Source organism: Paraburkholderia sp. SIMBA_027, assembly GCF_046535315.1.
Classification (GTDB): domain Bacteria; phylum Pseudomonadota; class Gammaproteobacteria; order Burkholderiales; family Burkholderiaceae; genus Paraburkholderia; species Paraburkholderia tropica.
Genome location: NZ_JAWRWY010000019.1, coordinates 1 through 26,410 on the forward strand (window position 1 = coordinate 1; position 26,410 = coordinate 26,410).

Here is a 26,410-nt window from a genome sequence, read left to right on the forward strand (position 1 = left end):
GGAATGCTTTGCGACGACTCGAACTGCTGCGGCTGCGCGAGCGTCTTGTCGCTCTTGATGCCGATGTAGTTCGCGCAGCCCGAAAGCGCGAGCGCGGCGATCGCGGCGGTCACCGCGGCCCGGCACGACAGCGCTGGCGCAAACTGGGTTTGGGATTTCATTGCTCGTCTCGTTGCGTGAGAAGGTGAGGTGATACTGGACGATGCAGCTATTTTCTTGTTTGCCGGTTTCAAATTTGCTTGCCCTGTCATGAATTGGCCGGCGGATTTTGCCCGGCTGCCGCATTCGCGTTCTGGCTGGCATCGCAGCTATTGGCGAGAACCCGTCGCAACATGTTCTTCAGAAAGCCCACCTCTTCGGGCGTGAAACCGGCGGCGAGCGTTTCCGTCACGCTCGTGAAAATGGCCGGCATGCGGCGCGCGATGGCTTCGCCTTCGGGCGTCAGCGCAAGGCGTACGGCGCGGCGGTCTTCGGAGCTGCGCACGCGCTTGAGGAGGCCGCGCTTCTCCAGCCGGTCGACGAGACGCGTGACCGCGCTGGCGTCGATGCCGTATTCGCGCGCGAGTTCGGCGGCGAGCAGGCACTTGCCGCTGGCCACCATGAACAGCACGCTGGCCTGCTGGCTGGTGATGCCCAGTTCGGCGAGCGTGCGCTGCGTGACCATGTTCGACATGCTCGTCTTGGCTCGCGCGAGCAGGTAGCCGACGCTCTCGCCGAGATCGTAATCGCGGATTTCGGGCGGCGGTACAGGGATCGGATCCGTCATGTTTCTGCTGCGACTGCAATGATTGACCAGGCAGGGATTATAAGAAACGTTAGTTGACGCGACAAGGGTTTTATTCTGCCGGGGACGAATAACCTTTGCCGGATAAGGGCTTAATGTTGTGCCCTGCACATGAGAAAATTGAGATTCAGCGCAGCGCCGCTGTGGAACCCGTGAGCCCTCGCCCCGTCTCTTGTTTGCAATCGTCTGCGCCGCGGTTCGGGCAGATCACGGCGGCCATGATGGAAAGATCGGATATGCGCCTGATCAATTCATCTGCGCGTGCTATAATTTCAGGTTCCCAAAAGTGCGCCATTGCAGCGCTGCCGAATCGAGCCTCCGGATCCGTCCGGAAGAGGCGGGCGGTGGTCGCGATGCCCCATCCGGCTATGTAGCCGGCTGTGTAGCGCTCGCCCGCCCGGGCGCGCTGCCGCGCACTCTTAACTGTACCCAGGTTCCTATGTCCCGCGCCCTACGCAACATTGCCATCATTGCCCACGTCGACCACGGCAAGACCACGCTCGTCGACCAGCTCCTCCGTCAGACCGCCACGTTCCGTGACAACCAGCAGGTCGCCGAGCGCGTGATGGACTCGAACGACATCGAAAAAGAGCGTGGCATCACGATTCTTTCGAAGAACTGCGCGGTCGAGTACGAAGGCACCCACATCAACATCGTCGACACCCCGGGCCACGCCGACTTCGGCGGCGAAGTGGAACGCGTGCTGTCGATGGTCGACTCGGTGCTGCTGCTCGTCGACGCCGTTGAAGGCCCGATGCCGCAAACGCGCTTCGTGACCAAGAAGGCGCTCGCGCTCGGCCTCAAGCCGATCGTCGTCGTCAACAAGATCGACCGTCCGGGCGCGCGTATCGACTGGGTGATCAACCAGACGTTCGACCTGTTCGACAAGCTCGGCGCGACCGAAGAGCAGCTCGACTTCCCGATCGTGTACGCATCGGGCCTGAACGGCTACGCATCGCTGTCACCGGAAGCGCGTAGCGGCGATATGCGCCCGCTGTTCGACGCCGTGCTCGAACACGTGCCGGTCCGTGACGCCGATCCGGAAGGCGGCCTGCAGCTCCAGATCACCTCGCTCGACTACTCGGCTTACGTTGGCCGTATCGGCGTGGGCCGTATCAAGCGCGGTCGTATCAAGCCGGGTCAGCCGGTTGCGCTGCGCTTCGGCCCGGAAGGCCAGGTCCTGAACCGCAAGATCAACCAGGTGCTGGCATTCAGCGGCCTGGAGCGCGTGCAGGTCGAAGCGGCTGAGGCCGGCGACATCGTGCTGATCAACGGTATCGAAGACATCGGTATCGGCGCGACCATCTGCGCGGTCGACAACCCCGAAGCGCTGCCGATGATCACGGTCGACGAGCCGACGCTGACGATGAACTTCCTCGTGAATTCGTCGCCGCTCGCCGGCAAGGAAGGCAAGTTCGTGACGAGCCGCCAGATCCGCGACCGTCTGACCAAGGAACTGAACCACAACGTGGCGCTGCGCGTGAAGGACACGGGCGACGAAACCACGTTCGAAGTGTCGGGCCGCGGCGAACTGCACCTGACCATCCTGATCGAAAACATGCGCCGTGAAGGCTACGAGCTGGCCGTGTCGCGTCCGCGCGTGGTGCTGCACGAAGTCGACGGCGTGAAGCAGGAGCCGTACGAAATGCTGACCGTTGACGTCGAAGACGCCAACCAGGGCGGCGTGATGGAAGAACTGGGCCGCCGTAAGGGCGAAATGCTCGACATGGCGTCGGATGGTCAGGGCCGTACGCGTCTCGAGTACCGCATTCCGGCGCGTGGCCTGATCGGCTTCCAGGGCGAATTCATGACGCTGACGCGCGGCACGGGCCTGATGAGCCACGTGTTCGACGCATACGGTCCGGTCAAGGAAGGTACGCTCGGCGAGCGCCGCAATGGCGTGCTGATCTCGCAGGACGACGGCGCCGCTGTCGCCTACGCACTGTGGAAGCTGCAGGATCGCGGCCGCATGTTCGTGAAGCCGGGCGACGCGCTGTATGAAGGCATGATCATCGGTATCCATAGCCGCGACAACGACCTCGTCGTGAATCCGATCAAGGGCAAGCAGCTCACCAACGTGCGCGCCTCGGGCACCGACGAAGCCGTGCGCCTGGTTCCGCCGATCCAGATGTCGCTCGAGTACGCGGTCGAATTCATCGACGACGACGAACTCGTGGAAGTGACGCCGCAGTCGATCCGCCTGCGCAAGCGTCACCTGAAAGAGCACGAGCGTCGCCGCGCAAGCCGCGAAGCCGAGTAAAGTTTGCTGTCGAAACTTTTTCGCGCACTGCAATGCATGTAAGAAAACAAGAAAGCCGCCGCTGTCTGGGCGGCTTTTTTGCGTCCGGCGGGGATTGCCTCGCAGTGCCGGAAGAGTCTGTTGTAAAAGTTGCAAAGTACCGCCAAAGCCCGTGTAGCAAGGGTTTGCGTGCGGTCCTGTGTCGCATTGCATCTTATGGGGAGTATCACTTATGTGCTATCCTCCGCGGATGCATGATTTAGGTCCTTCCAAGCAGACTTGATTCGCAATCCGCTAAACGGTCAGGCCGTGGCGCGGAAGGTTGAGTAACCCGCTATTTCTCGAGAAACTCGAAGAAAGGTGAGCGTAAATGTCGGAAACGATGAAGCAATTCCAGCTGAACTCCTATCTGTTCGGCGGCAATGCTCCGTATGTCGAAGAGCTATACGAAGCATATCTTGACAACCCTGCGTCCGTTCCGGACCAATGGCGTGAATACTTCGACGCACTGCAAAACGTGCCGTCGTCGAGTGGTTCGGCCGACAGCGATGTCGCCCACGGCCCGATCGTCGAGTCGTTTGCCCAGCGCGCGAAAGCCAATGCTTTCGTCCCGAAGGGCGGCGGCGAAGACCTCGCCACGGCTCGCAAGCAGGTCTACGTTCAGTCCCTCATCGGCGCATATCGCTTCCTGGGCTCGCAATGGGCCAACCTGGATCCGCTGAAGCGTCGCGAGCGTCCGCCTATCCCCGAACTCGAACCTGCGTTCTACGACTTCACTGAAGCCGACATGGACCAGACGTTCAGCGCCACGAACCTGTATTTCGGTTTCGAGCGCGCGACGCTGCGCGAGATCGTCAAGGCCCTGCGCGACACGTACTGCGGCACGATCGGCGCCGAGTACATGTACATCAGCGACCCGGAACAGAAGCGCTGGTGGAAGGAACGCCTCGAGTCGATCCGCTCGACGCCGAATTTCACGAACGACAAGAAGAAGCACATCCTCCAGCGCCTCACGGCCGCTGAAGGCCTCGAGCGCTTCCTGCACACCAAGTACGTCGGCCAGAAGCGCTTCTCGCTCGAAGGCGGCGAATCCTTCATCGCCGCGATGGACGAAGTCGTCCGTCACGCAGGCGCGAAGGGCGTGCAGGAAATCGTCATCGGCATGGCCCACCGCGGCCGTCTGAACGTGCTCGTCAATACGCTCGGCAAGATGCCGGCTGACCTGTTCGCCGAATTCGAAGGCAAGCACGTCGACGACCTGCCGGCAGGCGACGTGAAGTACCACAAGGGCTTCTCGTCGGACGTCGCAACCGAAGGCGGCCCGGTCCACCTGTCGCTCGCGTTCAACCCGTCGCACCTTGAGATCGTCAACCCGGTGGTCGAAGGTTCGGCGAAGGCCCGTATGGATCGCCGCGGCGACGACAACGGCCTTCAAGTGCTGCCGGTGCAGATCCACGGCGACGCGGCCTTCGCGGGTCAGGGCGTCGTGATGGAAACGCTGAACCTCGCGCAAACGCGTGGTTACGGCACGCACGGCACGCTGCACATCGTCATCAACAACCAGATCGGCTTCACGACGTCGGACCCGCGCGATGCGCGCTCGACGCTGTACTGTACCGACGTGGTCAAGATGATCGAAGCGCCGGTGCTGCACGTGAACGGCGACGATCCGGAAGCGGTCGTGCTGGCGATCCAGCTCGCGGTCGAATTCCGCATGCAGTACCACAAGGATGTCGTCGTCGACATCATCTGCTTCCGCAAGCTCGGCCACAACGAGCAGGACACCCCGGCGGTCACGCAGCCGCTGATGTACAAGACGATCGCGAAGCACCCGGGTACCCGTGCGCTTTACGCTGAGAAGCTCGTGCAGCAGGGCGTCATCTCGGCGGAAGACGGCGACAACTACGTCAAGGCATATCGTGCCGCGATGGACGAAGGCCACCACACCGTCGACCCGGTGCTCTCGAACTACAAGAGCAAGTACGCGGTGGACTGGGTGCCGTTCCTGAACCGCAAGTGGACCGACGCTGCCGACACGGCAGTGCCGCTCGCGGAACTCAAGCGTCTGGCCGAACGCATCACCACGATCCCCGAGAACTTCAAGGTTCACCCGCTGGTCGAGCGCGTCATCAACGACCGCCGCGCGATGGGCAAGGGCGAATCGAAGCTCGACTGGGGCATGGGCGAACACCTCGCGTACGCATCGCTGGTCGCGTCGGGCTACGCTGTGCGCCTGACGGGTCAGGATTCGGGCCGTGGCACGTTCACGCACCGTCACGCCGTTCTGCACGATCAGAACCGCGAACGCTGGAACGACGGCACGTACATCCCGCTGCAGAACATCGCCGACAACCAGGCGAAGTTCACGGTGATCGACTCGGTGCTGTCGGAAGAAGCGGTGCTGGGCTTCGAATACGGCTACTCGACGGCTGAACCGAACACGCTCGTCGCGTGGGAAGGCCAGTTCGGCGACTTCGTCAACGGTGCGCAGGTCGTGATCGACCAGTTCATCTCGTCGGGCGAAGTGAAGTGGGGCCGCGTTTCGGGTCTCACGATGCTGCTGCCGCACGGCTACGAAGGCCAGGGTCCGGAGCACTCGTCGGCGCGTATCGAACGTTTCCTGCAGCTGTGCGCCGAGCACAACATGCAGGTCGTTCAGCCGACCACGCCGGCCCAGATCTTCCACGTGCTGCGCCGCCAGATGATCCGTCTGTTCCGCAAGCCGCTGATCATCTTCACGCCGAAGTCGCTGCTGCGTCACAAGGAAGCCGTGTCGGACCTGTCCGAACTCGCGAAGGGCACGTTCCAGCCGGTTATCGGCGAAGTGGACGAGTCGATCGACGCGAAGAAGGTCAAGCGCGTGGTGGCCTGCTCGGGCCGCGTGTACTTCGACCTCGTCGCGCATCGCCGCGAAGCGAAGGCAAACGACGTCGCGATCATCCGTATCGAACAGCTCTATCCGTTCGCGCACAAGCAGTTCGAAGCGGAAATCAAGAAGTACGACAACGCGACCGAAGTGGTCTGGGTGCAGGACGAGCCGCAGAATCAGGGCCCGTGGTTCTACATCGAGCACCACCTGAAGGAAGGCATGAAGGAAGGACAGAAGCTCGCGTACAGCGGCCGTCCGGCTTCGGCCTCGCCGGCTGTCGGCTACTACGCGAAGCATTACGAACAGCAGAAGACGCTGATCGAAGGTGCGTTCGGCCGCCTGAAGGGCGCGCAGGTCGCGAAATAAGCATATGAGCTAACGAACCGGGAAAGCGTGCGATCGGATTGCGCGCTTTCCCGCGCTCAGATGCGCGACCCGGTTCGTACCCAGATACGTATTCAGGAACATCAAATGGCTATTGTTGAAGTCAAGGTCCCGCAGTTCTCGGAGTCGGTGTCGGAAGGCACGATGCTGCAGTGGAAGAAGAAGCCGGGCGAAGCGATCGCTCAGGACGAAGTCGTCATCGAAATCGAAACCGACAAGGTCGTGCTCGAAGTGCCCGCGCCGGCAGCCGGCGTGCTGGCTGAAGTTCTGATCGGCGACGGCGCGACCGTCACGAGCGAACAGGTCATCGCACGCATCGACACGGAAGGCAAGGCTGGCGCCGCTGCTGCACCCGCAGCCGCCGCAGCGCCGGCAGCCGCACCGGCCGCCGCGCCCGCCGCAGCACCGGCTGCCGCAGCCGCTTCGACGTCGAGCAGCAACATCGCCTCGCCCGCAGCGACCAAGCTGATGGCGGAGAAGGGTCTGGCAGGCGGCGACGTCGCCGGCACGGGCCGCGACGGCCGCATCACGAAGCAGGACGTGCTCGGCGCAGGCGCGCCGAAGGCTGCACCCGCAGCCGCACCGGCCGGCAAGCCGGCTGCCGCCAAGCCCGCGCTGCCGCAAGTCAACGCACCGGCATCGGCCGCCAACTGGCTGAACGACCGTCCGGAACAGCGCGTGCCGATGTCGCGCCTGCGTGCGCGTATCGCCGAGCGTCTGCTCGAGTCGCAGCAAACCAACGCCATCCTCACGACGTTCAACGAAGTGAACATGGCGCCGGTCATGGATCTGCGCAACAAGTACAAGGACAAGTTCGAGAAGGAACATGGCGTGAAGCTCGGCTTCATGTCGTTCTTCGTGAAGGCTGCGGTTCACGCCCTCAAGAAGTTCCCGCTCGTGAATGCGTCGATCGACGGTAACGACATCGTCTATCACGGCTACTTCGACATCGGTATCGCCGTCGGTTCGCCGCGCGGTCTGGTGGTGCCCATCCTGCGCAACGCAGACCAGATGAGCCTCGCCGACATCGAGAAGAAGATCGCCGAATTCGGTCAGAAGGCCAAGGACGGCAAGCTGTCGATCGAAGAAATGACGGGCGGTACGTTCTCGATCTCGAACGGCGGCGTGTTCGGCTCGATGCTCTCGACCCCGATCATCAACCCGCCGCAGTCGGCGATCCTCGGCGTGCACGCGACCAAGGAACGCGCGGTTGTGGAAAACGGCCAGATCGTGATCCGCCCGATGAACTACCTCGCGATGTCGTACGACCACCGCATCATCGACGGCCGCGAAGCCGTCCTGTCGCTGGTCGCGATGAAGGACGCGCTGGAAGATCCGGCGCGCCTGCTGCTCGACCTGTAATCACAGCGTCGCTCAAGCATCGCGTATTGAGTCTCACACTGAGCGGCGTGCGCGCGAATTCCGGAAACCGGCATTCGCGCGCCGCGCTCACGTATCGAAAGGATGATCATGTCCAAAGAATTTGACGTCGTCGTGATCGGCGCCGGCCCCGGCGGCTATATCGCGGCGATCCGCGCCGCGCAGCTCGGCAAGTCGGTTGCGTGTATCGAAAAGTGGAAGAACCCGGCCGGCGCGCTGAAGCTCGGCGGCACCTGCCTGAACGTCGGCTGCATTCCGTCGAAGGCGCTGCTCGCCTCGTCGGAAGAGTTCGAAAACGCCGCGCATCATCTCGTCGACCACGGCATCAGCGTGGGTGACGTGAAGATCGACGTCGCGAAGATGCTCGCCCGCAAGGACGGCATCGTCGAAAAGATGACGAAGGGTATCGAATTCCTGTTCCGCAAGAACAAGATCACGTGGCTCAAGGGTCACGGCAAGTTCACCGGCAAGAACGACGCCGGCGTGCAGATCGAAGTGTCGGGCGAAGGCGAAACCGAAGTCGTGACGGCGAAGAACGTCATCATCGCGACGGGTTCGAAGGCGCGTCACCTGCCGGGCATGCCGGTCGACAACAAGATCATCGCCGACAACGAAGGCGCGCTGACGTTCGACTCGGTGCCGAAGAAGCTGGCCGTGATCGGCGCAGGCGTGATCGGTCTGGAACTGGGTTCGGTGTGGCGCCGTCTGGGCGCCGACGTCACGATCCTCGAAGCGCTGCCGGAATTCCTCGGCGCCGCTGACCAGGCGCTCTCGAAGGAAGCTGCGAAGCTCTTCAAGAAGCAGGGTCTCGACATTCACGTTGGCGTGAAGGTCGGCGAAGTGAAGGCGACTGACAAGAACGTCACGATCAACTACACGGACAAGGACGGCAACGCGCAAGTGCTCGAAGCCGACCGCCTGATCGTGTCGGTTGGCCGCGTGCCGAACACCGACAACCTCGGTCTCGAAGCGATCGGCCTGAAGGCCAACGAGCGCGGCTTCATCGACGTCGATGGCCACTGCGCAACGTCGGTGCCGAACGTCTACGCGATCGGCGACGTGGTGCGCGGCCCGATGCTCGCGCACAAGGCCGAAGACGAAGGCGTGCTGGTCGCGGAAGTGATCGACGGCCAGAAGCCGCACATCGACTACAACTGCATTCCGTGGGTGATCTACACCGAACCGGAAATCGCGTGGGTCGGCAAGACGGAACAGCAGCTCAAGGCAGAAGGCCGCGACATCAAGACGGGCCAGTTCCCGTTCATGGCGAACGGCCGCGCGCTCGGCATCAACAAGGCCGACGGCTTTGTGAAGATGATCGCCGACGCGAAGACCGACGAACTGCTCGGCGTGCACATCATCTCGGCGAACGCATCGGACCTGATCGCGGAAGCCGTGGTGGCGATGGAATTCAAGGCTGCCGCCGAAGACATCGGCCGCATCTGCCATCCGCACCCGTCGCTGTCCGAAGTCATGCGCGAAGCGGCACTCGCCGTCGACAAGCGCGCGCTCAACATGTAAGCGCCTGAGGCCGGGCGCGACAGCGTTCCGGCCTTGCAGCACCTGCATCACGTACAGAGGCGGACGGGTTCGAATACCCGCCCGCCTTTACTCATTTGCGGCTCACGAAATGAACGTCACCGAATACTACGAAAACGAACTGCAGAAACGCGGATACAAACCGGATGCGGCGCAGCGCGTCGCGATCGAGCGGCTGCAGCGGTGCTACGACGAGTGGGTCGAATACAAGTCGCGTCGCTCGAACGCGTTCTGGAAACTCATCAACCGTCCCGATCTGCCGCGCGGCGTCTACATGTGGGGCGGGGTGGGGCGCGGCAAGAGCTTCCTGATGGACAGTTTCTACGCGGTCGTGCCGGTGCAGCGCAAAACGCGTCTGCATTTCCACGAGTTCATGCGCGAAGTGCATCGCGAACTCGAAGAACTCAAAGGCCAGGCCGATCCGCTCGACGAACTCGCGCGCCGCATCGCGAAGCGTTATCGCCTGATCTGTTTCGACGAATTCCACGTCTCGGACATCGCCGACGCGATGATCCTGTATCGCCTGCTCGACCGCCTGTTCGCGAACGGCGTGCAGTTCGTGATGACGTCCAACTACGATCCCGATCTGCTCTATCCCGACGGCCTGCATCGCGACCGCATGCTGCCCGCCATCGAGCTGATCAAGGAAAAGCTCGATGTCCTGAACGTCGACGCCGGCGTCGATTATCGCCAGCGCACGCTCGCGCAGGTCGAGGTCTATCACACGCCGCTGGGCGCCGCCGCCGACAAGGCGCTGCGCCATTCGTTCGCGCAACTGGCCGCGGTGCCCGACGAAAGCCCGATCCTGCACATCGAGAAGCGCGAACTCAAGGCGCTGCGCAAGGCCGATGGCGTGGTGTGGTTCGACTTCGCCACGCTGTGCGGCGGCCCGCGCTCGCAGAACGACTATCTCGAACTGGCGAGCCGTTTTCACGCCGTGATTCTCTCCGACGTGCCGCAGATGACGCCGCGCATGGCCTCCGAGGCGCGCCGCTTTACCTGGCTCATCGACGTCTTCTACGACCACAAGGTCAAGCTGCTGATGTCGGCGGCCGTGCCGCCCGAGGATCTCTATCCCGAGGGCCCGATGGCGAACGAATTCACGCGCACGGTCTCGCGGATCGTCGAAATGCAGTCGAAGGAGTATCTCGAAACGCCGCGCCGCATCGTCGACACGACGCTGACCTGAGCGTTTGCCTGGTGATTTGACCTGCGACACGTCGCAGGGTGCGCGCCTAGGTGCGCACCCTGCGGCGTCGCAAAAATAGAGTCCGAAGTGTTTTTTCAAGATTCGGACTCGTCTGATATGGCCCGCGGGGGCGAGTGGATATCGTTGGTTCAGAACCGTTCTGACCAAGGAGAACTCCATGACGCCGCATCGCGATATCACCGAGGAAGAGTGGCAACGCGTGTTGCCGCTGCTGCCCGAACTGCGCCCGCGCTCCGAACTGCGCGGCCGACCGCTCGCCAATACCCGCTCGGTGCTCAACGGCGTCCTGTGGGTCATGTACAGCGGCGCCACGTGGTCGGCCATGCCGCGCCGCTATCCGTCCTATCAGACCTGCCATCGCCGCTTCAAGGCGTGGCACGACGAAGGCGTCCTCAAAGCCGTGATGGCCGAATTGTTCGGCGAAGAGGGTGCGGCACTGTGCGACGCGATCGAAACGCGCATGCGCAGGCACGCAAGCCGCGCCGAAAAGGCCGCGCGCACCCAGGAAGAACTGCCGATGCGCAATTCGCCGTTCTCGCCGGCCGCGCCCGGCGTGCCCCAGCCGTTCAGCTATCGATCGGTGTATCGCCACACGGTTTGACCCTGGCCGCTCGACGTGTGTCGAGAAAGAAAAAAAGCCGCCTGAATTCAGGCGGCTTTTTTCATGCTGAGGGTCGGCGTGGCGCGTGTTCGCGAGTCACGCCGCCGAGGTTGCTTGTTCCGCCTGGAGCTTACTGCTGACGCACCCACGTCTGCGACCGGCCGAGCAGCGCGATGCCCAGATAGCCGCGCACCACGAGCTTCTGGCCGCCGTCTTCCGTGTGCATCTTGCAGCTATAGATCTTGCCGTTTTCCGGATCGAGAATATGGCCGCCGTCGTATTCGTTGCCGGCCTTCTTCATGCTGTCGATGATCGTCATGCCGAGGATCAACTGATCCTTGCGCGAGTCCGTGCACGCGGTGCAGCGGCGATCGGGCTGATCGTTCGGGCCCAGTCCCTTGATGACCTTGCCGCTCAGGCCGCCGCTGCCGTCGTCGCTGATCTGCACGAGTGCTTTCGGCTGGCCGGTGTGGTCGTCGATGGTCTGCCAGACCCCGACGGGCGAGCTGTCCTGCGCGTGCGCGGCGGCGATGCCGCCCAGCAGCGCGCCGGCCAGCGCGAGCTGACGCGCCGCGCGTGCGGCGAACGAAATGGTGCGACCGTCGATCCGGTTCATGTGTCTTCCTCCACTGATGTTTATGTGTGTGCGACCGCATGCACGCGCGCGCCGCGATGGCGCGCTCATGCAGTCAGGGCAGGATACGCGAAAGCGCCGCGCGCGTTTGCGAGTAGGAACTCTAGTCGGCGCGGCGCGCGCGGCACGCGGATTGCCGCACGTGCCGCGCCGCGTGCGCCGCGCCGGCCAACTCAGTTGAGCTGGTACGAGAACGTCGCGTTGATGCGCGGGCTGCGCGACGGACTCTCGACCGGCGCATCGGCGAGCGCTTTCGCGACGGACAGATCGAGGCTGTAGTACTTGCCGTCGGAAATACGAAAACCGAACGACGCCGACGACAGCCGGGAAGGCGCGGGCGTACCCGCATGCAGATACACGCGCGCCATGTCGAACGAGACATACGGCGTGATCGTCTGCAGCCACGCCTGGCCGATCTTGAACGGATGATTCAGTTCGAGCAGGAAGGCCCAGCCCGAATCGCCCGACGCTTCGCCCGGCTCGTAGCCTGCCGCGAAACGCTGCGCGCCGAACGAGATCTGTTCCGAAGTCGGCAGCGTGACCGGGCTGTACTGGCCCGTGATTGCCACCGACGTGCCGAAGCCCATCGGCCAGTCGTTGGTCTGCGAGAACGAGCCCGTGGTGCGCACGAAATTCAGCGACACGGGGTTTTGCAGCACCACGCCGGGAATGTTCGTGTCGGCGCCCTTGGACGCGCCCAGAATGTTGAAGCCCTTCGCGACCGCGATGCTCGCCTTGCGCACCTGGCCCGTCTTCACGTCGGCGTAATCGGCCTGCAATTGCAGCACGCGCACCTGCGAATGCGTGTCGTACTGGAAGCCGTTGAGGGTGTTGTGGTAGCGATCCTCGTCGTGCGCCGCATACACGCTCGCGGTGCCCACGACGCTGCGCGTGTTGCTGAGCAGCAGCGGGTAGGAGAGCGAGCCCGTGATCTTGTCGCTGATGACCGTGCGCTCCACGTAACCGGGCAGGCCGGGATTGTTGGTGGGATTGCCGCGGTAGTGCGAGGCGTCCACCTTCGCCATCAGACCGTCGCTCGCGATCGGCACGGCCGCGTGCGCGGACAGATAGGTGACGTTGTCGCGTCCCTTCGGTAGCAGCGCGGACACGCTCAACTGCTCGCCGAACGGCGTCAAACCGTTTTCGGTCAGCGTGAGCAGACCCTGCACGCCCGGATGATTGAAGTCGATGCCGGTGCTGATATCGTACGGCTTCTGCGTGGCGTCGAGTTCGAGCGTGGTGGCGCCGTCGGTGCTCGTGGGCGGCGGCACGTTGGCCTTCACCTTGAGCCCGGGCAGCAGGCCGAGCACGTTGATATAGCGCTGGAACGTGGCCGTGCGCAGCGGCCGGTCCTCGACGATATGCGCGGCGATCGCGCGCATCTTGTCTTCGAGCTTGCCCGGCTTGCCGGTGATCGTCACGGTGCCCACATAGCCTTCGACGACGGTGATGCGCACCACGCCGCCCGCGAAATCCTGGGCAGGCACGAACGCGAACGAGAGCGCGTAGCCGCGATCCTGATAGAGCTTCGTCACGCCGTTGGCCGTCTCGATCAGCTGACCGATCGTGATGTCGTGATTCGCGAGCGGCGCGAAACGTTGCGCGACCTCGTCGAATGGAATCGATTTCACGCCTTCGACCTTGAAGGTGGTCGGCGTGAGATGCGTGGCCAGCAACTGCTGCAGCTGAGGCGTCTGCTGCTGCACCTGCACGGTCACGTTCGGCGCCTTCTGCGGCGCGTTGATCTGCGGCAGTGCGTCGAGCGGATTGCCCCCGGCGGGGTTACCCGCAGGAGGATTGCCGCCCGACGCCGGCCGGTTCTGTGCTACTGCCACCCCCGTCAAGCCGGCGCTCGCCATCACCCCCAACGTTGCGAGCACGGCCAATTCTGCGACTGCGCCTTTCATCGGACTACCCTCGGACTTGTCGGACGGCGCGCCCGGTTTCCCTGAAGCTTCCGGTGCGCGCCGCCTCTTTGTGCCGCCTTTTCGGCGGTCTGTGGCTCCCTGATTGCCTGTGTTTATTCCTGCGGACTACGTACTACCTTGCCGTTCTTGTCCGGCAACGCGCGCGCGGCTTTCCCTCTCCAGAGGCCGCGTCACGCGTCGCTCATGTTGCCCGATGATCGTTGCGCGCGCTACGGCAGCTTATGCAGCAAGCCGCTCAGTAGTCCCCCCGATGTACTCGTGCTGCCAGAACTGCTTGTCGAACTCGTGCTGCCGGTCGTGGCGCCCAGCGCGCCCGTGACCGTGCCGACGATCACCGTCACCGGCTGGAGCAGCGTGGTCGCGCCGCTGCTGCTGGTGCCGCTGCCCGAAGTCGTCGAGCCGGCCGCGCCCGTCGCCGTCGACACCACGCCCGTGAGCAGGCTGCCGACGATCGGCACGTTGCCGAGCGCGCCGGTGACGGCGCTCGTGCCGCCGGCGGTGCCGGTCAGGCTCGTGACGCTGGAGAGCGGCGAGCTGCCGAGGCCGAGGCTCGCGATCGCCGCGTTGAGCGGGCCGAGCAGACCTTGCGCGGCGGCGCCGGTCGGCGGCCCGCTGGCGACGAGCGCCGTGCTGCCGCCGACGAGGCTCGTGATCAGGCCGGGAATCGGCGCGGCGCCGTTCGGACCGTTGGGATTCACGAGGCCGCCTGCGTTGGTGACCGTGTTGCCGAGCGCCGACACCAGCGTGCCGACGTCCGCGCCCACCGGCGCGAGCGGCCCGAGCGCGCTGAGCGCGGCGGTGGTGGAGGCGCCGCCCGCCGTCGACGAAATCTTGCTGCCGGCCGTATCGAGCGCGCCGCCGACCTTGGCGAGCAGGCCGGAGACCGGCACGCCCAGACCCGTCGTGGTGCCGACCTGCTGCGTGATTACGCCGGCTTCGGTGACGATCGGCGTGATGGCCGTGCTGAGCGGCTGCGTGATCTGCTGAACCGGCGCGGACGAGAGCGCGTTGCCGAGCATCTTGCCGCCCGCGTTGACCGCGTTCGCGGTCGTATCGAGCACCGTGGCCACCGGCGTGGTGACCGGCGCCATCGGAGCGAGCGGGCCGCTGCCGAGACCGTTGACCGTGGTGGCGACGCCCTGGACCACGCCGCTCGTCGCGCTCACGACGTTGCCGAGACCGGCGACCGTGGTGCCGACCGGATTGGCCGTCGAGCCGGTCTGGCCGAGGCCGTTGGAGACGGCGTCGGCGAGTGCGCTCGCCACGGTGCCGGTGCTCGACACCGCGTTGCCGAGTCCCTTCGTGACGTCCGAACTGGTGCCGCCGGGCAGGGTGGTCGAGCCGATCGCGGTGCCGAGATCGCTGGCGGTCTTGGCGACCGTGCTGACCACGCCGCTCGTGCCCGTCGTCGTGGTCGTGCCGCCGCCCGTGTTGGTGTCGGTGCCGGAACCGCCGGTGCCGGTCGAGCCGGTGCCGCCCGTCGAGCCGGTGGTGCCGGTCGAACCGCCCGTGCCGCTCGATGCCGAAGGCGGCGTGTAGCTGCTGCCGCCACACGCGGCGAGGCTCAGGGCGATCACGCTCGCGGCGGCGAGGGCGGTGAGACGCAGGCCGCGCATCAACGTCGCGGAGCGGTCGTGCGAAATCGCGAGGGAAAAGCTGGACATAGCGCTGTCTCCTTGTTTCATCAGGCGCTGAAACGGGCTATCGGAGCGATCATTCGGATGCTGCGAAATAGGATTAGCCACAGGGTTAGCCGGGGTTAGCCGATTGGCGGACGGGTTCTCAGGCGCTCACTTCTTCGCGCCGAGCAGACCGCCGACGAGCGACGTGAGGCCGGAAAGCGGGCCGGTCGTGCCGCTGCTGCTGGTGCTGCCACCCGTGAGCGAGGCCAGCGAGAGGCCCGGCGTGCTGCTGGCCGTGCTGCTGGAGCTGCTCGACGTCTTGACGCCCGCACCCACGCCCGCGCTCGCCACGACGCTGGTCGTGGTGGTGGCGGCGGTGTTCAGCGTGCCGGCGACGGTGTTGACGACGCCCGCGACGAGACCCGTGACCGGTGCGAGCGGGCTGCTGGTGCCGCCGGTGGCCGAGCTCAGCGTCGAGGTGACCGTGGTGAGCGCCGTCGTCACCGGGGCGAGCGGGTTGCCGCTCGAGCTGCCGGTGATGCCGAGACCCGCACCGATGCCGAGGCCCGCGCTGGCGCCGCCCGAACCGGTCGTGCCGCCCGTCAGACCGCCAAGCAGGCTCGTGACCGGCGCGAGCGGATTGCTGCTGTTGCCCGAGGTGCTGCCCGTCAGCAGATTGCCAGCGGTGGCGACGGTCTTGCCCGTATCGGAGACGAGACTGCCCACGCCCGTGGTGACCGGATTGCCGGCTCCCGTCGAGGCGACCAGCGCGCCGCCTTTTTCGAGGCCGCCGCCGAGCGTTTGCAGCAGGCCCGCGACCGGGGTGCCGAGGCCGGTCGCCGTGCCGACCGTCTGCGTGGTGGAGGCGAGCACCGAGGTGATCGGCGTGATGGCCGTGCTGAGTTGCTGCGTGACTTGCTGGACCGGGCCGGTCGACAGCGCGGTCGTGAGCGTGTTGCCCGCGCCGGTGACGGCCGTGCCGAGCGTGCTGACCGCGCCGCCGAGCGGCGTGGTGACGGCGGCGAGCGGGGCGAGCGGACCGCTGCCGAGGCTCGTGACGAGTTGGCCGGCGCTCGTGACGGCCTTGCCTGCATCGCTGACGACGCCGCCCGTGCTGGCGACCGTCGTGCCGACCGGATTGGTGTTGGTGCTCGAACCAAGCGCGCCGAGACCGTTCGACACGCCGCTGCCGAGCGCCGAGACTGCCGCGCCGAGATTCTCGACCACGCCGCCTGCCGCCGTCGTGGTGGCGGTGCTCACACCCGGCAGCGACTGCGAGGCGATCGTGCTGCCGACGCCCGACACCGTCGAGCCCAGGTCGCTGACGACCGTGCCCGAAACGTTCGCGACCTGGCCGACCGCGTTCGCCGCGACGGCCGTGCTGCCGCTGCCCGTCCCGGTGGTGCCGCCGCTGCTGGTATTGCCGTCGCCGCTGCCGCTGCCGCCACCGGCGGTCGACGTGCCGCCGGTGCCCGTTCCCGTGCCGCTCCCCGAATTGCTGTCGCTCGACGTGGTGGTCGTGCCGCTACCGCTGCCGCTGCCCGTGCCGGTGTCGCCGCTGCCCGAGCTGCCGCTGGTGCCGCTCGTGCCGCCGCTGGTTTGCAGCGAGCCGCCGCTGCCGGTGCCGCTGCTGAGCGTGCCCGAACCGCCGCAGGCGGTCAGGGAAAGCAGGGTGGCGATGGTGGCGGCAATGGCAGTCAGGCGTGCCGCGTTCGCGATGTGGTGGTTCTTCATGGTGTGCCCTCGTCTCTCGTATGGTGTGTCTTGCTGTGTGTGTGTTTTGTCGTGCTGCGGGACATACACTGCAACAGCTATGCCAATGCGAAAGAGCCCGCGAGAAAAGCCGTCGCGAGGCGGGCGTGGGTATCGTCTGATCAAGACGGCATGGGGCTTTGCGCGAAGCTTTCTTCGCAGGAATCGGCGCGCGCGAACATGCGCGTTACCGTGCGCCGCGCGTTACGTCACGTAACGGAACGCGGGCGATGTTACGAACGCCCGGGGTAACGTGACGAAGTGCTAATCGCTTTGCATATTTTCGATTCGACGAAGCACTCGAAACCGCAGTTAATCCGCCGCGCATCAATCAAAAGCCGCGCATGAAAAAGTGTTTCGAGTCCTGATCAGTTCGCGCGTAACGTCACGCTATGGCACGCCCTGGCACGTTATGGTTTGCCCTGAGTGAATAAAAAAATGCGGCATGCCGATAATGATGTTACGTGGCGACAACGATGTAACGGGCGATTGCGTAACGTTCGCGGTTAAGCTATAAAAAGCGCATCCATAAATAAAACACGTTACTAGCAGAGCTGAACGGGGCATTGCATTTAGAGGGGAATGCTTACGATTCGGCCGCAATGTTGGCGGACTGACATGGCAGTCCGTGGACCAGTTGCAACGGCGCATCATTCAAACCTATTCGCTGAGAGAGCCGGTGCAGCATCGCGTGAGAGCGCGAAGAAGAGAGAGAGGGCCGAAATGAACAAGCTGGTAAAGCTTTTTGCTAAAGCAGAAGACGGGGTGACGGCGCTGGAATATGGGCTCATCGCAGGGCTCATCGCCGTGGTGATTGCGGCGAGCGCTCAGGGGTTGGGCACCGAGCTGAAGGCCGTATTCACCTACGTCACGACTCAACTGACGGCTGCGGTTCCGGCAGGAACCTGAGGCGGCGCATCGCTGCGTGGCGGCTTCGTGCTGCCACGCCCGATCATTCAGCTAAACGTAGCAGTGACTTTTCACGCGCTGGCTAGCCGGTTCGCGTGAGGCGTCTGCACGTCGACTCGCGATGAATGCATCCATCATTCCCAGCTGCGTATTCGCCGCCTGGGCGCTCGCGGTCGCCATTTGCGATCTGCGTTCGCGCCGCGTGCCGAATGCGCTCGTGATTGCCGGCCTCGTCGCCGCGCTCGTTGCTGCGTGCTGGCACGCGGGACCGGCGCAACTCGGCGTTGGCCGCGCATTGATCGCCGCCGCGATCGGGCTCGCCGCGCTCATGCCGTTCTTCGTGCTCGGCGTGATGGGCGGCGCCGACGTCAAGGTATTCGCCACGCTCGGTGCATGGTGCGGATTGCAGCCCTTGCTCTGGCTCTGGGTGGCCGCAAGTCTTATTGCATTCGTGCATGCGCTCGCGATTCTCGCGATGCGTGCACGCTCGCAAGCGGCGGCGTCGCGGCGTGTGCAGATCGTCAGTGTCGGCGCGCGGCGCGGCACGCCGTACGCCACCTGCCTGGCCGTGCCCGCGCTCGCGTGGCTCGCATTGCAGTGGATGCCGGGAGCGTTGCAATGATTGCGTGCGCAACGAATTCGTCATGCGATGCGAAACGACCAGCGCGATCGAAACAGCGCGGCACCGCCGCCGTCGAATTCGCGATCGCGTTTCCGCTGTTCTTTCTGGTGCTCTACGCCATCGTCACGTTCTGCATGATCTTTCTCGTGCAGCACAGCCTGACCGCGGCGTCGGCGGACGGTGCGCGCGCCGCGCTCGTCTACGTGAACGCACAGGACACCGGGACGGCTTTGAGCGGCCGCGCGCAGGCCGCTTGTGCCCGTGCGCTGCAAGGCGTGACGTGGCTCGCCACCGCGCCCACCTGCACGACGGTCGTGAGCGCCCAGCCGAGCGGCTGCACGAACAACACGGCGATGGACTGCATCCAGGTCACGCTCAGCTATCCGTGGAGCACGAAGCCGCTCGTGCCCACGCTGCCCATGCTCGGCGCGTGGCAGCCCACCGTGCTCGCGGGCCGCGCCACGGTGCAGATCGATCCGGTGAATCTGCTATGAGCCCATTCCATTCGATCCGCCATCACGTCGCGCGCGCATGCGCCGCCGCGCCGTTCAATCGCAATCAAGGCAGCCGCACATGGCCAATCTGACCAAAATCGCCGCGGGCGTGCTGATCGCCGCCGCGCTCCTGCTCGGCATTTTCGCGTTCATGCTCGCGCGCCACGCGCCGCCTGCACCCGTCGCGCAACCGGCCGTGGCGGTGACGCAGCCGCTGACGCCCGTGGTCGTCGCCGCGCGCACGCTGCCCGCGGGCCAGCCGATCCCCGCCGACGCGCTGCGCGTGCAGCCGCTGCGTACGCAGCCGGCCGGTTCCGTGAGCGACGTTCAACTGATCGCGGGCCGCGTGCCGCTCGCGGATATCGCCGCCGACACGCCCGTGCTCGACACGCAACTATCGTCGAGCCTGGCTTCGTCTCTTGCGCCGGGCGAGCGCGCGGTGGCGGTGCGCATCGACGAAAACAACGCCGTGGGCAACCAGCTCCACGCGGGCAATTACGTCGACGTGTTCTTCACGCTGCGCCGCGACGGCGCGGCCGGTGGCACCGTCGGCACCGGCAACGCGGAAATCTCCCGCACGCAGGCGCGCCTGCTGATCTCGAAGGCGCGCGTGCTGGTATTCGGAAATCCTGCCGAAGCGGCGAACAGCAACGCGCAACGTACCAGCGGCTTCGGCACGCAGAGCACAACGCCGCGCACGGCGGTGCTCGCCGTGCCGCTGACCGAAGTGAACGACCTCGCGCTCGCGCAGAGCCAGGGCCAGTTGATTCTCGCGCTGCGCAACCCCACGGACGACGATCAGATGGACCCGTCCGCGTTCGGGCCGCAGCAGGGTGTCTTGCGCGTCGTCGCGCACGGCACGCCGGACAACTCGACGCGCGCGGCCGCGGGGGTCGCGCTCGATCAGCTTGCGGGTGCGCAAGCGCCGCGTCCGGCTGTGCCGGTGGTTCATCGCGCGAGCAGCGGCAACGGGGGCGCACAGGGCGGGCTGGAAGTGATTCGGGGCGGGCGGGCCGAAACGGTCGCCTGGTAAAGCGCCGCGCGAGCGTGCGTATTCAATAGAAACCACAACATGACGATGAAGAGGACTCTTGCCGTGGCGCTCGCCGCATCCGTTTGCGCCGGCGGTTTCGCGCTCGCGATGTTGCCCGCGCGCGCGGCGCCGCCGTCGAGCGCCGGCTCGCCCGACGCGGGCGCGCCAGCGGGTACCGTCGATATCACCGTGGGCGAGCAGCGCACGCTGCCCGTCACGGGCGCGCTCACGCGCGTCGCCGTGGGCGACCCGGCGGTGGCGGACGTGCTGGTCGTGCGCGGCGACCGGCGCGGCGGTCTGCTGCTCGTCGGCAAGGGCGCGGGCACGACCACGGTGATGCTGTGGGAAGGCGGCGTGCAGCGCAGTTTCACCGTGAACGTGGCGACGCGCGCGGCGCGCGCGTTGCTCGGCGCGGGCACGCCCGACGTGAAGGTGCTGGACGGCACGGCCATCATCAGCGGCAGCGCGGCGACGATGGAGCAGCATCAGCGCGCGGTGGTGGCCGCGCAGGGCTCGCTCGGCAAGGGCGCGAAGGACACCGACGTGCTCGATGCCTCCAGCATCGCGACGCGCTCGGTCGTGCAGGTCGACGTGCGCGTGGTCGAATTCAGCCGCTCGGTGCTCAAGCAGATCGGTTTCAACTTCGCGCGCCAGAACAACGGTTTCACGTTCGGCTCGTTCGCGCCGTCCGCGCTGACGTCCGCTTCGAACACCAACGGCGTCTCGGACATCCAGAGCGTGGCGCCGATCTCGTCGGCGTTCAATCTCGTGTTCGCGTCGGCCACGCACGGACTGTTCGCCGACCTGAGCCTGATGGAGTCGAACAATCTCGCGCGCGTGCTCGCGGAACCGACGCTCGTCGCGTTGTCCGGCCAGAGCGCGAGCTTCCTCGCGGGCGGCGAGATTCCGGTGCCGGTGCCGCAGGCGCTCGGCACGAGTTCGATCGAATACAAGCCCTACGGTATCGGGCTGTCGCTCACGCCCACGGTGCTCTCGCCGCAGCGCATCGCGCTGAAGGTCGCGCCCGAGGCGAGCCAGCTCGACTTCGCCAACGCGGTGACGATCAGCGGCGTCTCGGTGCCCGCGATCACGACGCGGCGCGCGGAAACCACCGTCGAACTCGGCGATGGCGAGAGCTTCGTGATCGGCGGCCTGATCGATCGCGAGACCGCGTCGAACGTGAGCAAGGTGCCGCTGCTCGGCGATCTGCCTGTGATTGGCGCGTTCTTCAAGACGTTGAACTATCAGCAAAACGAAAGAGAACTGGTGATCGTGGTGACGCCGCATCTGGTGTCGCCGCTCGCGAAGGACGCGAAGCTGCCCAGCTCGCCCGGCGAGCTGTCCGAACAACGCGACGGCCATGTCTGGCGCGCGTTGCTCGGCGGCGCGGCCTCGCGCGATCCCGCCCCGGGATTTTCGCCATGACAACCGCTGTCGGCATGGCTTCGCCGCGCCGTGCGCGGCCTGCGCTGCGCGAGCAGCACAAGGAGAGGGATCATGAACGCGAGAACGTACTTGACGACTGATCGCACGGTCGTGGACTCGTTCGTGTTCGCATCGTCGGACGACGCGCACGCCCGCTGGATCGCGCGCGCGCTCGGCATGGCGGGCAAGGTGGATGCGGTGGCGCTCGAGCCGGCCGCCGTCGGCGAGCGGGTCGGCCAGCAGATGCCGTCGCTGCTGCTCGTCGATTTTTCGCAGGGGCGCGCGGCCTGGGCGAGCGCCGTGGTGGCCGCCGCGCATGTGTCGTTTCCGGGCCTCCAGGTGATCGCGGTCGGCACGCTCGCCGAACCCGAGAGCGCGCTCGCGGCCTTGCGCGCGGGCGTGCGCGATTTCGTCGACGTGGCGGGCAGTCCCGAGGACGCGCTGGCGATCGTGCGCCAGGTGCTCGAAAACCGCGTCGAAGCGCCGAGCCGCCATGGCCGTCTCACGGTGATGCTCGGCGCACGCGCGGGCATGGGCGTGACGACGCTTGCCGCGAATCTCGGCGCGCTGCTCGCCCGCAAGGGCGCGGCCTTCAACCGCCACGCCGCGCTGCTCGACCTCGGCCTGCCCGCGGGCGACGGCGCGATGATGCTCAACGCGGGCAACGGCTTCAGTTTCGTCGATGCCGTGCGCAATCTGCGCCGCTTCGATCAGACCTTCGTGCATACCGCGCTCGCGAATCACGAAAGCGGCCTCGCGCTGACGACCTTGCCTGCCGATCTCGGCGCGCTGCGCGAGGTTTCGTATCAGTCGGCGGTGGCGCTGCTGGCGCGCCTGCGTGCGTTTTTCGATCAGCAGCTCGTCGATCTCGGCGGCTTCACGAACGCGGAGTTCGTCGCCCAGGTCGCGCAGTCGGCGGACGCGGTCTGGCTCGTGTGCGACCAGAGCGTGGCGTCGATCGTCGCGGCCGCGCGCCAGATCGACGCGCTGCGCGAAGGCGGCATGGACGGCAACACGCTGCATCTCATCATCAATCAGTACGACGCCGAGATCGACCTCAGCGGCGCGCAGATCGCCGAGCGTCTCGGCGTCGATCTCGCGGCCGTGCTGCCGGCGCGCCGCGTGGCGCTCTGCCAGGCCGCCAATCGCGGCCAGTTGCTGGTCGACAGCGCGCCGCGCGATCCGTATGTGCGCGCGCTCGAACTGCTCGCCGCGCAGATCGACGGCATCGAGGCGCGCGCGCCGAAAAAACTCGATGCGCTGCGCCGTCCGCTGCGCAATTTCTTCCCTCAATCACCGAAGCGTTCGTAGATCATGGCGGATAACATCGAATTTGCCGACGACGCGCCGCTGTTCGCGCACAGCCAGCAGTTCCAGGACATCAAGAACGCGGCGCACGAACACCTGCTCACGCGCATCGAGGAACTGGGCGCCGAGTTCGGGCGCTGGTCGCGCCACGCGATCAATCAGTTCGTCGATCTGGAGATGGACAGCTTCGTGCGGCTGCGCCATATCCCGATCAACGAAAGCGAAGTGCGCGCGATTGCCGAGGCGCTCACGAAGGAGCTGGCGGGCTTCGGGCCGATCGAGGATCTGCTGGGCGATCCGGCGGTGGAAGACATCCTCATCAACGGTTATAGCGACGTGTACGTGTCGCGGCACGGCATTCTCGCGAAGATCCCCGTGCGCTTCTCCGACAACGCGCATCTGCTGCGCATCGTGCGCCGCATTCTCGCGCCGATCGGCCGGCGTCTCGACGAATCGAATCCGATGGTCGACGCGCGTCTGCCCGACGGCGGGCGGATCAATGTGGTGATCGAGCCGCTGTCGCTCGCGGGCCCGATCGTCTCGATCCGCAAGTTCCGCAAGGACCCGCTGCGCCCCGACGATCTGGTCAACAACGGCACGTTCGGCACCGAGATCGGCGCGTTGTTCGAAGCGGCGGTGCAGGCGCGCTGCAATATTCTCGTCTCGGGCGGCACGAGCTCGGGCAAGACCTCGCTGCTCAACGCGCTGGCGTTCTACATTCCGGACGTCGAGCGCGTGGTGACGATCGAGGACACCGCCGAACTTTCGCTCAATCACCCGCATGTGGTGCGCCTCGAAAGCCGTCCGGGCGGTTTCGACGGCGCGGGCGTGGTGACGATTCGCGACCTGTTGCGCAACACGCTGCGGATGCGTCCGGACCGCATCATCGTGGGCGAAGTGCGCGGCGGCGAAGTGCTCGAAATGCTCCAGGCGATGAACACCGGCCACGACGGTTCGATGGCGACGGTGCACGCGTCGAGCCCGCGCGAATGTCTGTATCGCCTCGAAATGCTGGCCGGTTTCGCGGGTTTTCAGGGCACGGAAAGCAGCCTGCGCCGCCAGATCGCCAACGCGGTGGACTTCATCGTGCAGATCGGCCGTCTGTCCAACGGACGCCGCCGGATTCTTTCGGTAACCGAAGTAACGGGTCTCGCGGACAACATCATCGCGACGCAGGAACTCTATCGCTACGAGCCCGTGACCACGCCCGACGGCGAGGAGATCGACCGCTGGGATTCGCTCGGCATTCATCCGCATTCGCCGAAGCTCGCGCGCTTCCGCCAGGCGGTGTCGGCGTCGTCGAACTTCGGTTTCGGCGGCGGGCACGGCGGGGGCTTCAATGTCTAGCATCATCGCGCTCGCCGCGGCGCTTGCGCTGCTGTTCGCCGCTGCCGGGCTGATGCTCTGGCAGCGGGCGCAGCAGCACACGGCGCGCGAGCGTGTGACGCGTTTCGTCGATAGCCGCGTCGCGGCGGCGGGCTATGCGGCTGGCGCGGCCGGACCGGGTGGGTCGGGAGCGGCGGGCGTCGGCGGTGCAGCCGGTGCCGCAGGTGCGGCGCGCGCAGGCGTTGCGCCGATACGCGTGACGTCGGGCGTGAATCCGAACGGATCGGCGGCCGGCGCGGGCGGTGCGGGTGCCACCGGCGCCACCGGCGCAAGCCATGCCGCCAACGCGAAGCATGCGGCGAACGCGAAGAACGAGGCCTCGCTGCCGCGCCGCTGGCTGGCGCGCGTCGGCGTGGCGTTCGAACACGTCATGAGCCGCGCCGGCATCGCCGACGCGCGCAAGCCCGCCTTGTTCGTCGGCTTCGCCGCGCTCGCGCTGGCACTGTGGGCCTACGTGGCGGCCGGTCTGCCCGCGCTGCTCGGCGCGCTGATGGTCGTCGCGGCGGGCAGCGCCTTCGTGCTCTCCGTGCGCATCGAGCGCCGCCGCCGCAAGCTGGTCGGGCAATTGCCGTCGTTTCTCGACGGCATCGTGCGCCTGATCGTACTCGGCAACAGCGTGCCCGCGGCGTTTCAGGCCGCGCTCGTGACAACCGAGGCGCCGCTGCGCGAATGTCTCGATCACGTCTCGCGCATGCTGCGTTCGGGCGTGGAAATCGACCGCGCGCTCTATCAGGTGGCGCAGGTCTATCGCGCGCGCGAACTCGAATTCGTGGGCTCGGTGCTGCGGCTTTCGGTGCGTTACGGCGGTCGCGCCGACGTGATGCTCGAACGCATGTCCAACTTCATGCGCGATCTCGAACAGGCGCAGCGTGAGCTGATCGCGATGTCGGCGGAAACGCGCCTCTCGGCGTGGGTGCTCGGTTTGCTGCCGATCGGCATCGCGGGTTTTCTCATCGTGACCAACCCGAGTTATTTCGGCTCGCTCTGGGACGACGGTTCGGGACGCAAACTGGTCTACGCCGCGATCGGCCTGCAGGTGTTCGGCGGCTGGCTGCTGTACCGGCTCACGCGCCTGAAGGGAGGGCTATGAGCGCGCAGGGACTCGGCTCGCTTGCGCTGCTGCTCGGCGCGTTCGGCCTGGCGCTGCTCGCGGCGCTGGTGTGTCAGCGTTTGCTGGCGTCGCGGCGCAGCGCGCGCACGCTCGCGCAGGCCATCGCGAACATGAGCGCGCAGGCGGCCACGGCGGCGTCCGAGGCGCGCAATGCGGCCTCGCTGCAGGCCTCGAACGCGATGAGCGCGCCGGGTTCGATGGGTTCGACTGGCACGATGGGGACGATGGCCGCCCCCGGCGCGCCGGGCCACGTCTCGGCGCTGCGTGCGCCGGGCGCGGCATCGGCGAGCGGTGCGGGCGCGGGTGGCGCAAGTGGTGGTGCAGGTGGCGCAACTGGAGCAGGCGGCGCGGGGAGTGCCGGTGCGACGGGCGGCAAGCCGCGGGTCGAAAGCGCGCCGCGCCGCACGGGTCTGCCCGGCATCGTCGATGCGCTGGCGAACGCGGGCGCGCGCTGGCTCGATACGCCGCTCGGCAAGCTCATGGTCGCCGACGAGGATCGCCGTCTGCTCGACCAGAGCGGTTACGTCGACGCCCGCTCGCGCGGGCTGTTCATCGTCGCGCGCTTTGCCTGCGCGGCCGGCCTCGCGATCGGGGCGGCAAGCTACGCCGCGATGAGCGGCCGCAGCGTGGCGATGTTCGGCGCGGCCGGCTTGCTCGCAGGCTTTCTCGCGCCGAAATTCCATCTGCGCCGCCGTGCGTCCGCGCGTCTCGCGGCCGTCGCCGACGAGCTGCCGATGTTCGTCGATCTGTTGCGCCTGTTGCAGGGCGTCGGCTTGTCGCTCGACCAGAGTCTGCAGGTGCTCGTCAACGAATTCCGTCCGGTGCTGCCGGTGCTCGCAAGCGAAATGGAAATCGCCCAGCGCCAGTTCGTCACCGGACGCACGCGCGAACAGTCGCTGCAACGCATGGCGACGACCTACGACAACGAGGATCTGCGCTCCGTGATCCGCCTGCTCGTGCAGGTGGACAAGCACGGCGGCGCGGTACAGGAACCGCTCAGGCAGTTCGGCGACCGGCTGCGCGAAGTGCGCCGCGCGACGCTGCGCGAGCGCATCGGCAAGCTCACGGTGCGGATGACCGGCGTGATGGTCGTGACGCTGCTGCCCGCGCTGCTGATCGTGGCGGCGGGGCCGGGCCTCATCGCCGTGATGCGCTCGCTCTCGTCGATTCACCATTAGCG

At 66.1% G+C, this 26,410-nt stretch carries 20 protein-coding genes and 1 pseudogene; 15 read left to right on the forward strand and 6 right to left on the reverse strand.

What is annotated here, in order from left to right; all coding sequences use genetic code 11:
- Nucleotides 1-161, reverse strand: a pseudogene (locus tag SB764_RS30165) (MarR family transcriptional regulator); the annotation flags it as partial.
- An 86-nt stretch (nucleotides 162-247) separates the two neighbouring features.
- Complete coding sequence (locus SB764_RS30170) at nucleotides 248-766, reverse strand: MarR family winged helix-turn-helix transcriptional regulator (protein ID WP_065063133.1); 519 nt, start codon at nucleotides 764-766, stop codon at nucleotides 248-250.
- Between the two features lie 457 nt (nucleotides 767-1,223).
- Between SB764_RS30170 and typA the strand changes: the two genes are divergently transcribed.
- The 6 genes from typA to SB764_RS30200 all read left to right on the forward strand — a co-directional run bounded on the left by typA (nucleotide 1,224) and on the right by SB764_RS30200 (nucleotide 11,006).
- Nucleotides 1,224-3,044, forward strand: a complete 1,821-nt coding sequence (typA, locus tag SB764_RS30175; protein WP_065063135.1) for a translational GTPase TypA — start codon at nucleotides 1,224-1,226, stop codon at nucleotides 3,042-3,044.
- A gap of 349 nt (nucleotides 3,045-3,393) precedes the next feature.
- Entirely contained in the window at nucleotides 3,394-6,258 is a 2,865-nt protein-coding gene (locus SB764_RS30180) for a 2-oxoglutarate dehydrogenase E1 component (protein WP_065063137.1), read from the forward strand.
- Nucleotides 6,259-6,363: 105 nt separating this feature from the next.
- Complete coding sequence (gene odhB, locus SB764_RS30185) at nucleotides 6,364-7,638, forward strand: 2-oxoglutarate dehydrogenase complex dihydrolipoyllysine-residue succinyltransferase (protein WP_065063139.1); 1,275 nt, start codon at nucleotides 6,364-6,366, stop codon at nucleotides 7,636-7,638.
- A 108-nt stretch (nucleotides 7,639-7,746) separates the two neighbouring features.
- Entirely contained in the window at nucleotides 7,747-9,177 is a 1,431-nt protein-coding gene (lpdA, locus tag SB764_RS30190) for a dihydrolipoyl dehydrogenase (RefSeq protein ID WP_065063280.1), read from the forward strand.
- Between the two features lie 109 nt (nucleotides 9,178-9,286).
- Nucleotides 9,287-10,384, forward strand: coding sequence for a cell division protein ZapE (gene zapE / locus SB764_RS30195; protein WP_065063141.1), 1,098 nt, complete (start codon nucleotides 9,287-9,289; stop codon nucleotides 10,382-10,384).
- Between the two features lie 178 nt (nucleotides 10,385-10,562).
- Complete coding sequence (locus SB764_RS30200) at nucleotides 10,563-11,006, forward strand: transposase (protein ID WP_065063143.1); 444 nt, start codon at nucleotides 10,563-10,565, stop codon at nucleotides 11,004-11,006.
- A 130-nt stretch (nucleotides 11,007-11,136) separates the two neighbouring features.
- Here the strand turns inward: SB764_RS30200 and SB764_RS30205 are convergent, their stop codons facing one another.
- The 4 genes from SB764_RS30205 to SB764_RS30220 all read right to left on the reverse strand — a co-directional run bounded on the left by SB764_RS30205 (nucleotide 11,137) and on the right by SB764_RS30220 (nucleotide 16,924).
- On the reverse strand, nucleotides 11,137-11,622 hold the full coding sequence (locus tag SB764_RS30205) for a DUF2147 domain-containing protein (RefSeq protein WP_065063145.1): 486 nt from the start codon (nucleotides 11,620-11,622) through the stop codon (nucleotides 11,137-11,139).
- Nucleotides 11,623-11,813: 191 nt separating this feature from the next.
- Complete coding sequence (locus SB764_RS30210) at nucleotides 11,814-13,499, reverse strand: ShlB/FhaC/HecB family hemolysin secretion/activation protein (RefSeq protein ID WP_080180534.1); 1,686 nt, start codon at nucleotides 13,497-13,499, stop codon at nucleotides 11,814-11,816.
- 278 nt (nucleotides 13,500-13,777) lie between these two features.
- Nucleotides 13,778-15,184, reverse strand: coding sequence for a collagen-like triple helix repeat-containing protein (locus SB764_RS30215; RefSeq protein ID WP_410865911.1), 1,407 nt, complete (start codon nucleotides 15,182-15,184; stop codon nucleotides 13,778-13,780).
- A gap of 174 nt (nucleotides 15,185-15,358) precedes the next feature.
- Nucleotides 15,359-16,924, reverse strand: coding sequence for a collagen-like triple helix repeat-containing protein (locus SB764_RS30220; protein WP_410865887.1), 1,566 nt, complete (start codon nucleotides 16,922-16,924; stop codon nucleotides 15,359-15,361).
- A 741-nt stretch (nucleotides 16,925-17,665) separates the two neighbouring features.
- Here SB764_RS30220 and SB764_RS30225 point away from each other — a divergent pair.
- The 9 genes from SB764_RS30225 to SB764_RS30265 all read left to right on the forward strand — a co-directional run bounded on the left by SB764_RS30225 (nucleotide 17,666) and on the right by SB764_RS30265 (nucleotide 26,408).
- Nucleotides 17,666-17,851, forward strand: coding sequence for a Flp family type IVb pilin (locus tag SB764_RS30225; RefSeq protein ID WP_065063153.1), 186 nt, complete (start codon nucleotides 17,666-17,668; stop codon nucleotides 17,849-17,851).
- Nucleotides 17,852-17,972: 121 nt separating this feature from the next.
- Nucleotides 17,973-18,473: a prepilin peptidase gene (locus SB764_RS30230; protein ID WP_065063155.1), complete on the forward strand. Its 501-nt coding sequence runs from the start codon at nucleotides 17,973-17,975 to the stop codon at nucleotides 18,471-18,473.
- Entirely contained in the window at nucleotides 18,470-18,967 is a 498-nt protein-coding gene (locus SB764_RS30235) for a TadE/TadG family type IV pilus assembly protein (protein ID WP_410865888.1), read from the forward strand. The genes SB764_RS30230 and SB764_RS30235 overlap by 4 nt, the downstream gene beginning before the upstream one ends.
- 79 nt (nucleotides 18,968-19,046) lie before the next feature.
- Nucleotides 19,047-20,000 (forward strand): Flp pilus assembly protein CpaB, encoded by a 954-nt coding sequence (cpaB, locus tag SB764_RS30240; protein WP_074984317.1) that lies wholly within the window; start codon nucleotides 19,047-19,049, stop codon nucleotides 19,998-20,000.
- A gap of 108 nt (nucleotides 20,001-20,108) precedes the next feature.
- Entirely contained in the window at nucleotides 20,109-21,425 is a 1,317-nt protein-coding gene (locus SB764_RS30245; protein WP_110328122.1) for a type II and III secretion system protein family protein, read from the forward strand.
- A 72-nt stretch (nucleotides 21,426-21,497) separates the two neighbouring features.
- Nucleotides 21,498-22,736: a fimbrial protein gene (locus SB764_RS30250; protein ID WP_065063159.1), complete on the forward strand. Its 1,239-nt coding sequence runs from the start codon at nucleotides 21,498-21,500 to the stop codon at nucleotides 22,734-22,736.
- 3 nt (nucleotides 22,737-22,739) lie between these two features.
- Nucleotides 22,740-24,080: a CpaF family protein gene (locus SB764_RS30255; protein ID WP_074984314.1), complete on the forward strand. Its 1,341-nt coding sequence runs from the start codon at nucleotides 22,740-22,742 to the stop codon at nucleotides 24,078-24,080.
- Entirely contained in the window at nucleotides 24,073-25,209 is a 1,137-nt protein-coding gene (locus SB764_RS30260; RefSeq protein ID WP_321856701.1) for a type II secretion system F family protein, read from the forward strand. Before SB764_RS30255 ends, SB764_RS30260 begins: the two co-directional genes overlap by 8 nt.
- Complete coding sequence (locus tag SB764_RS30265; protein WP_410865889.1) at nucleotides 25,206-26,408, forward strand: type II secretion system F family protein; 1,203 nt, start codon at nucleotides 25,206-25,208, stop codon at nucleotides 26,406-26,408. Before SB764_RS30260 ends, SB764_RS30265 begins: the two co-directional genes overlap by 4 nt.
- Nucleotides 26,409-26,410 lie beyond the last annotated feature (2 nt).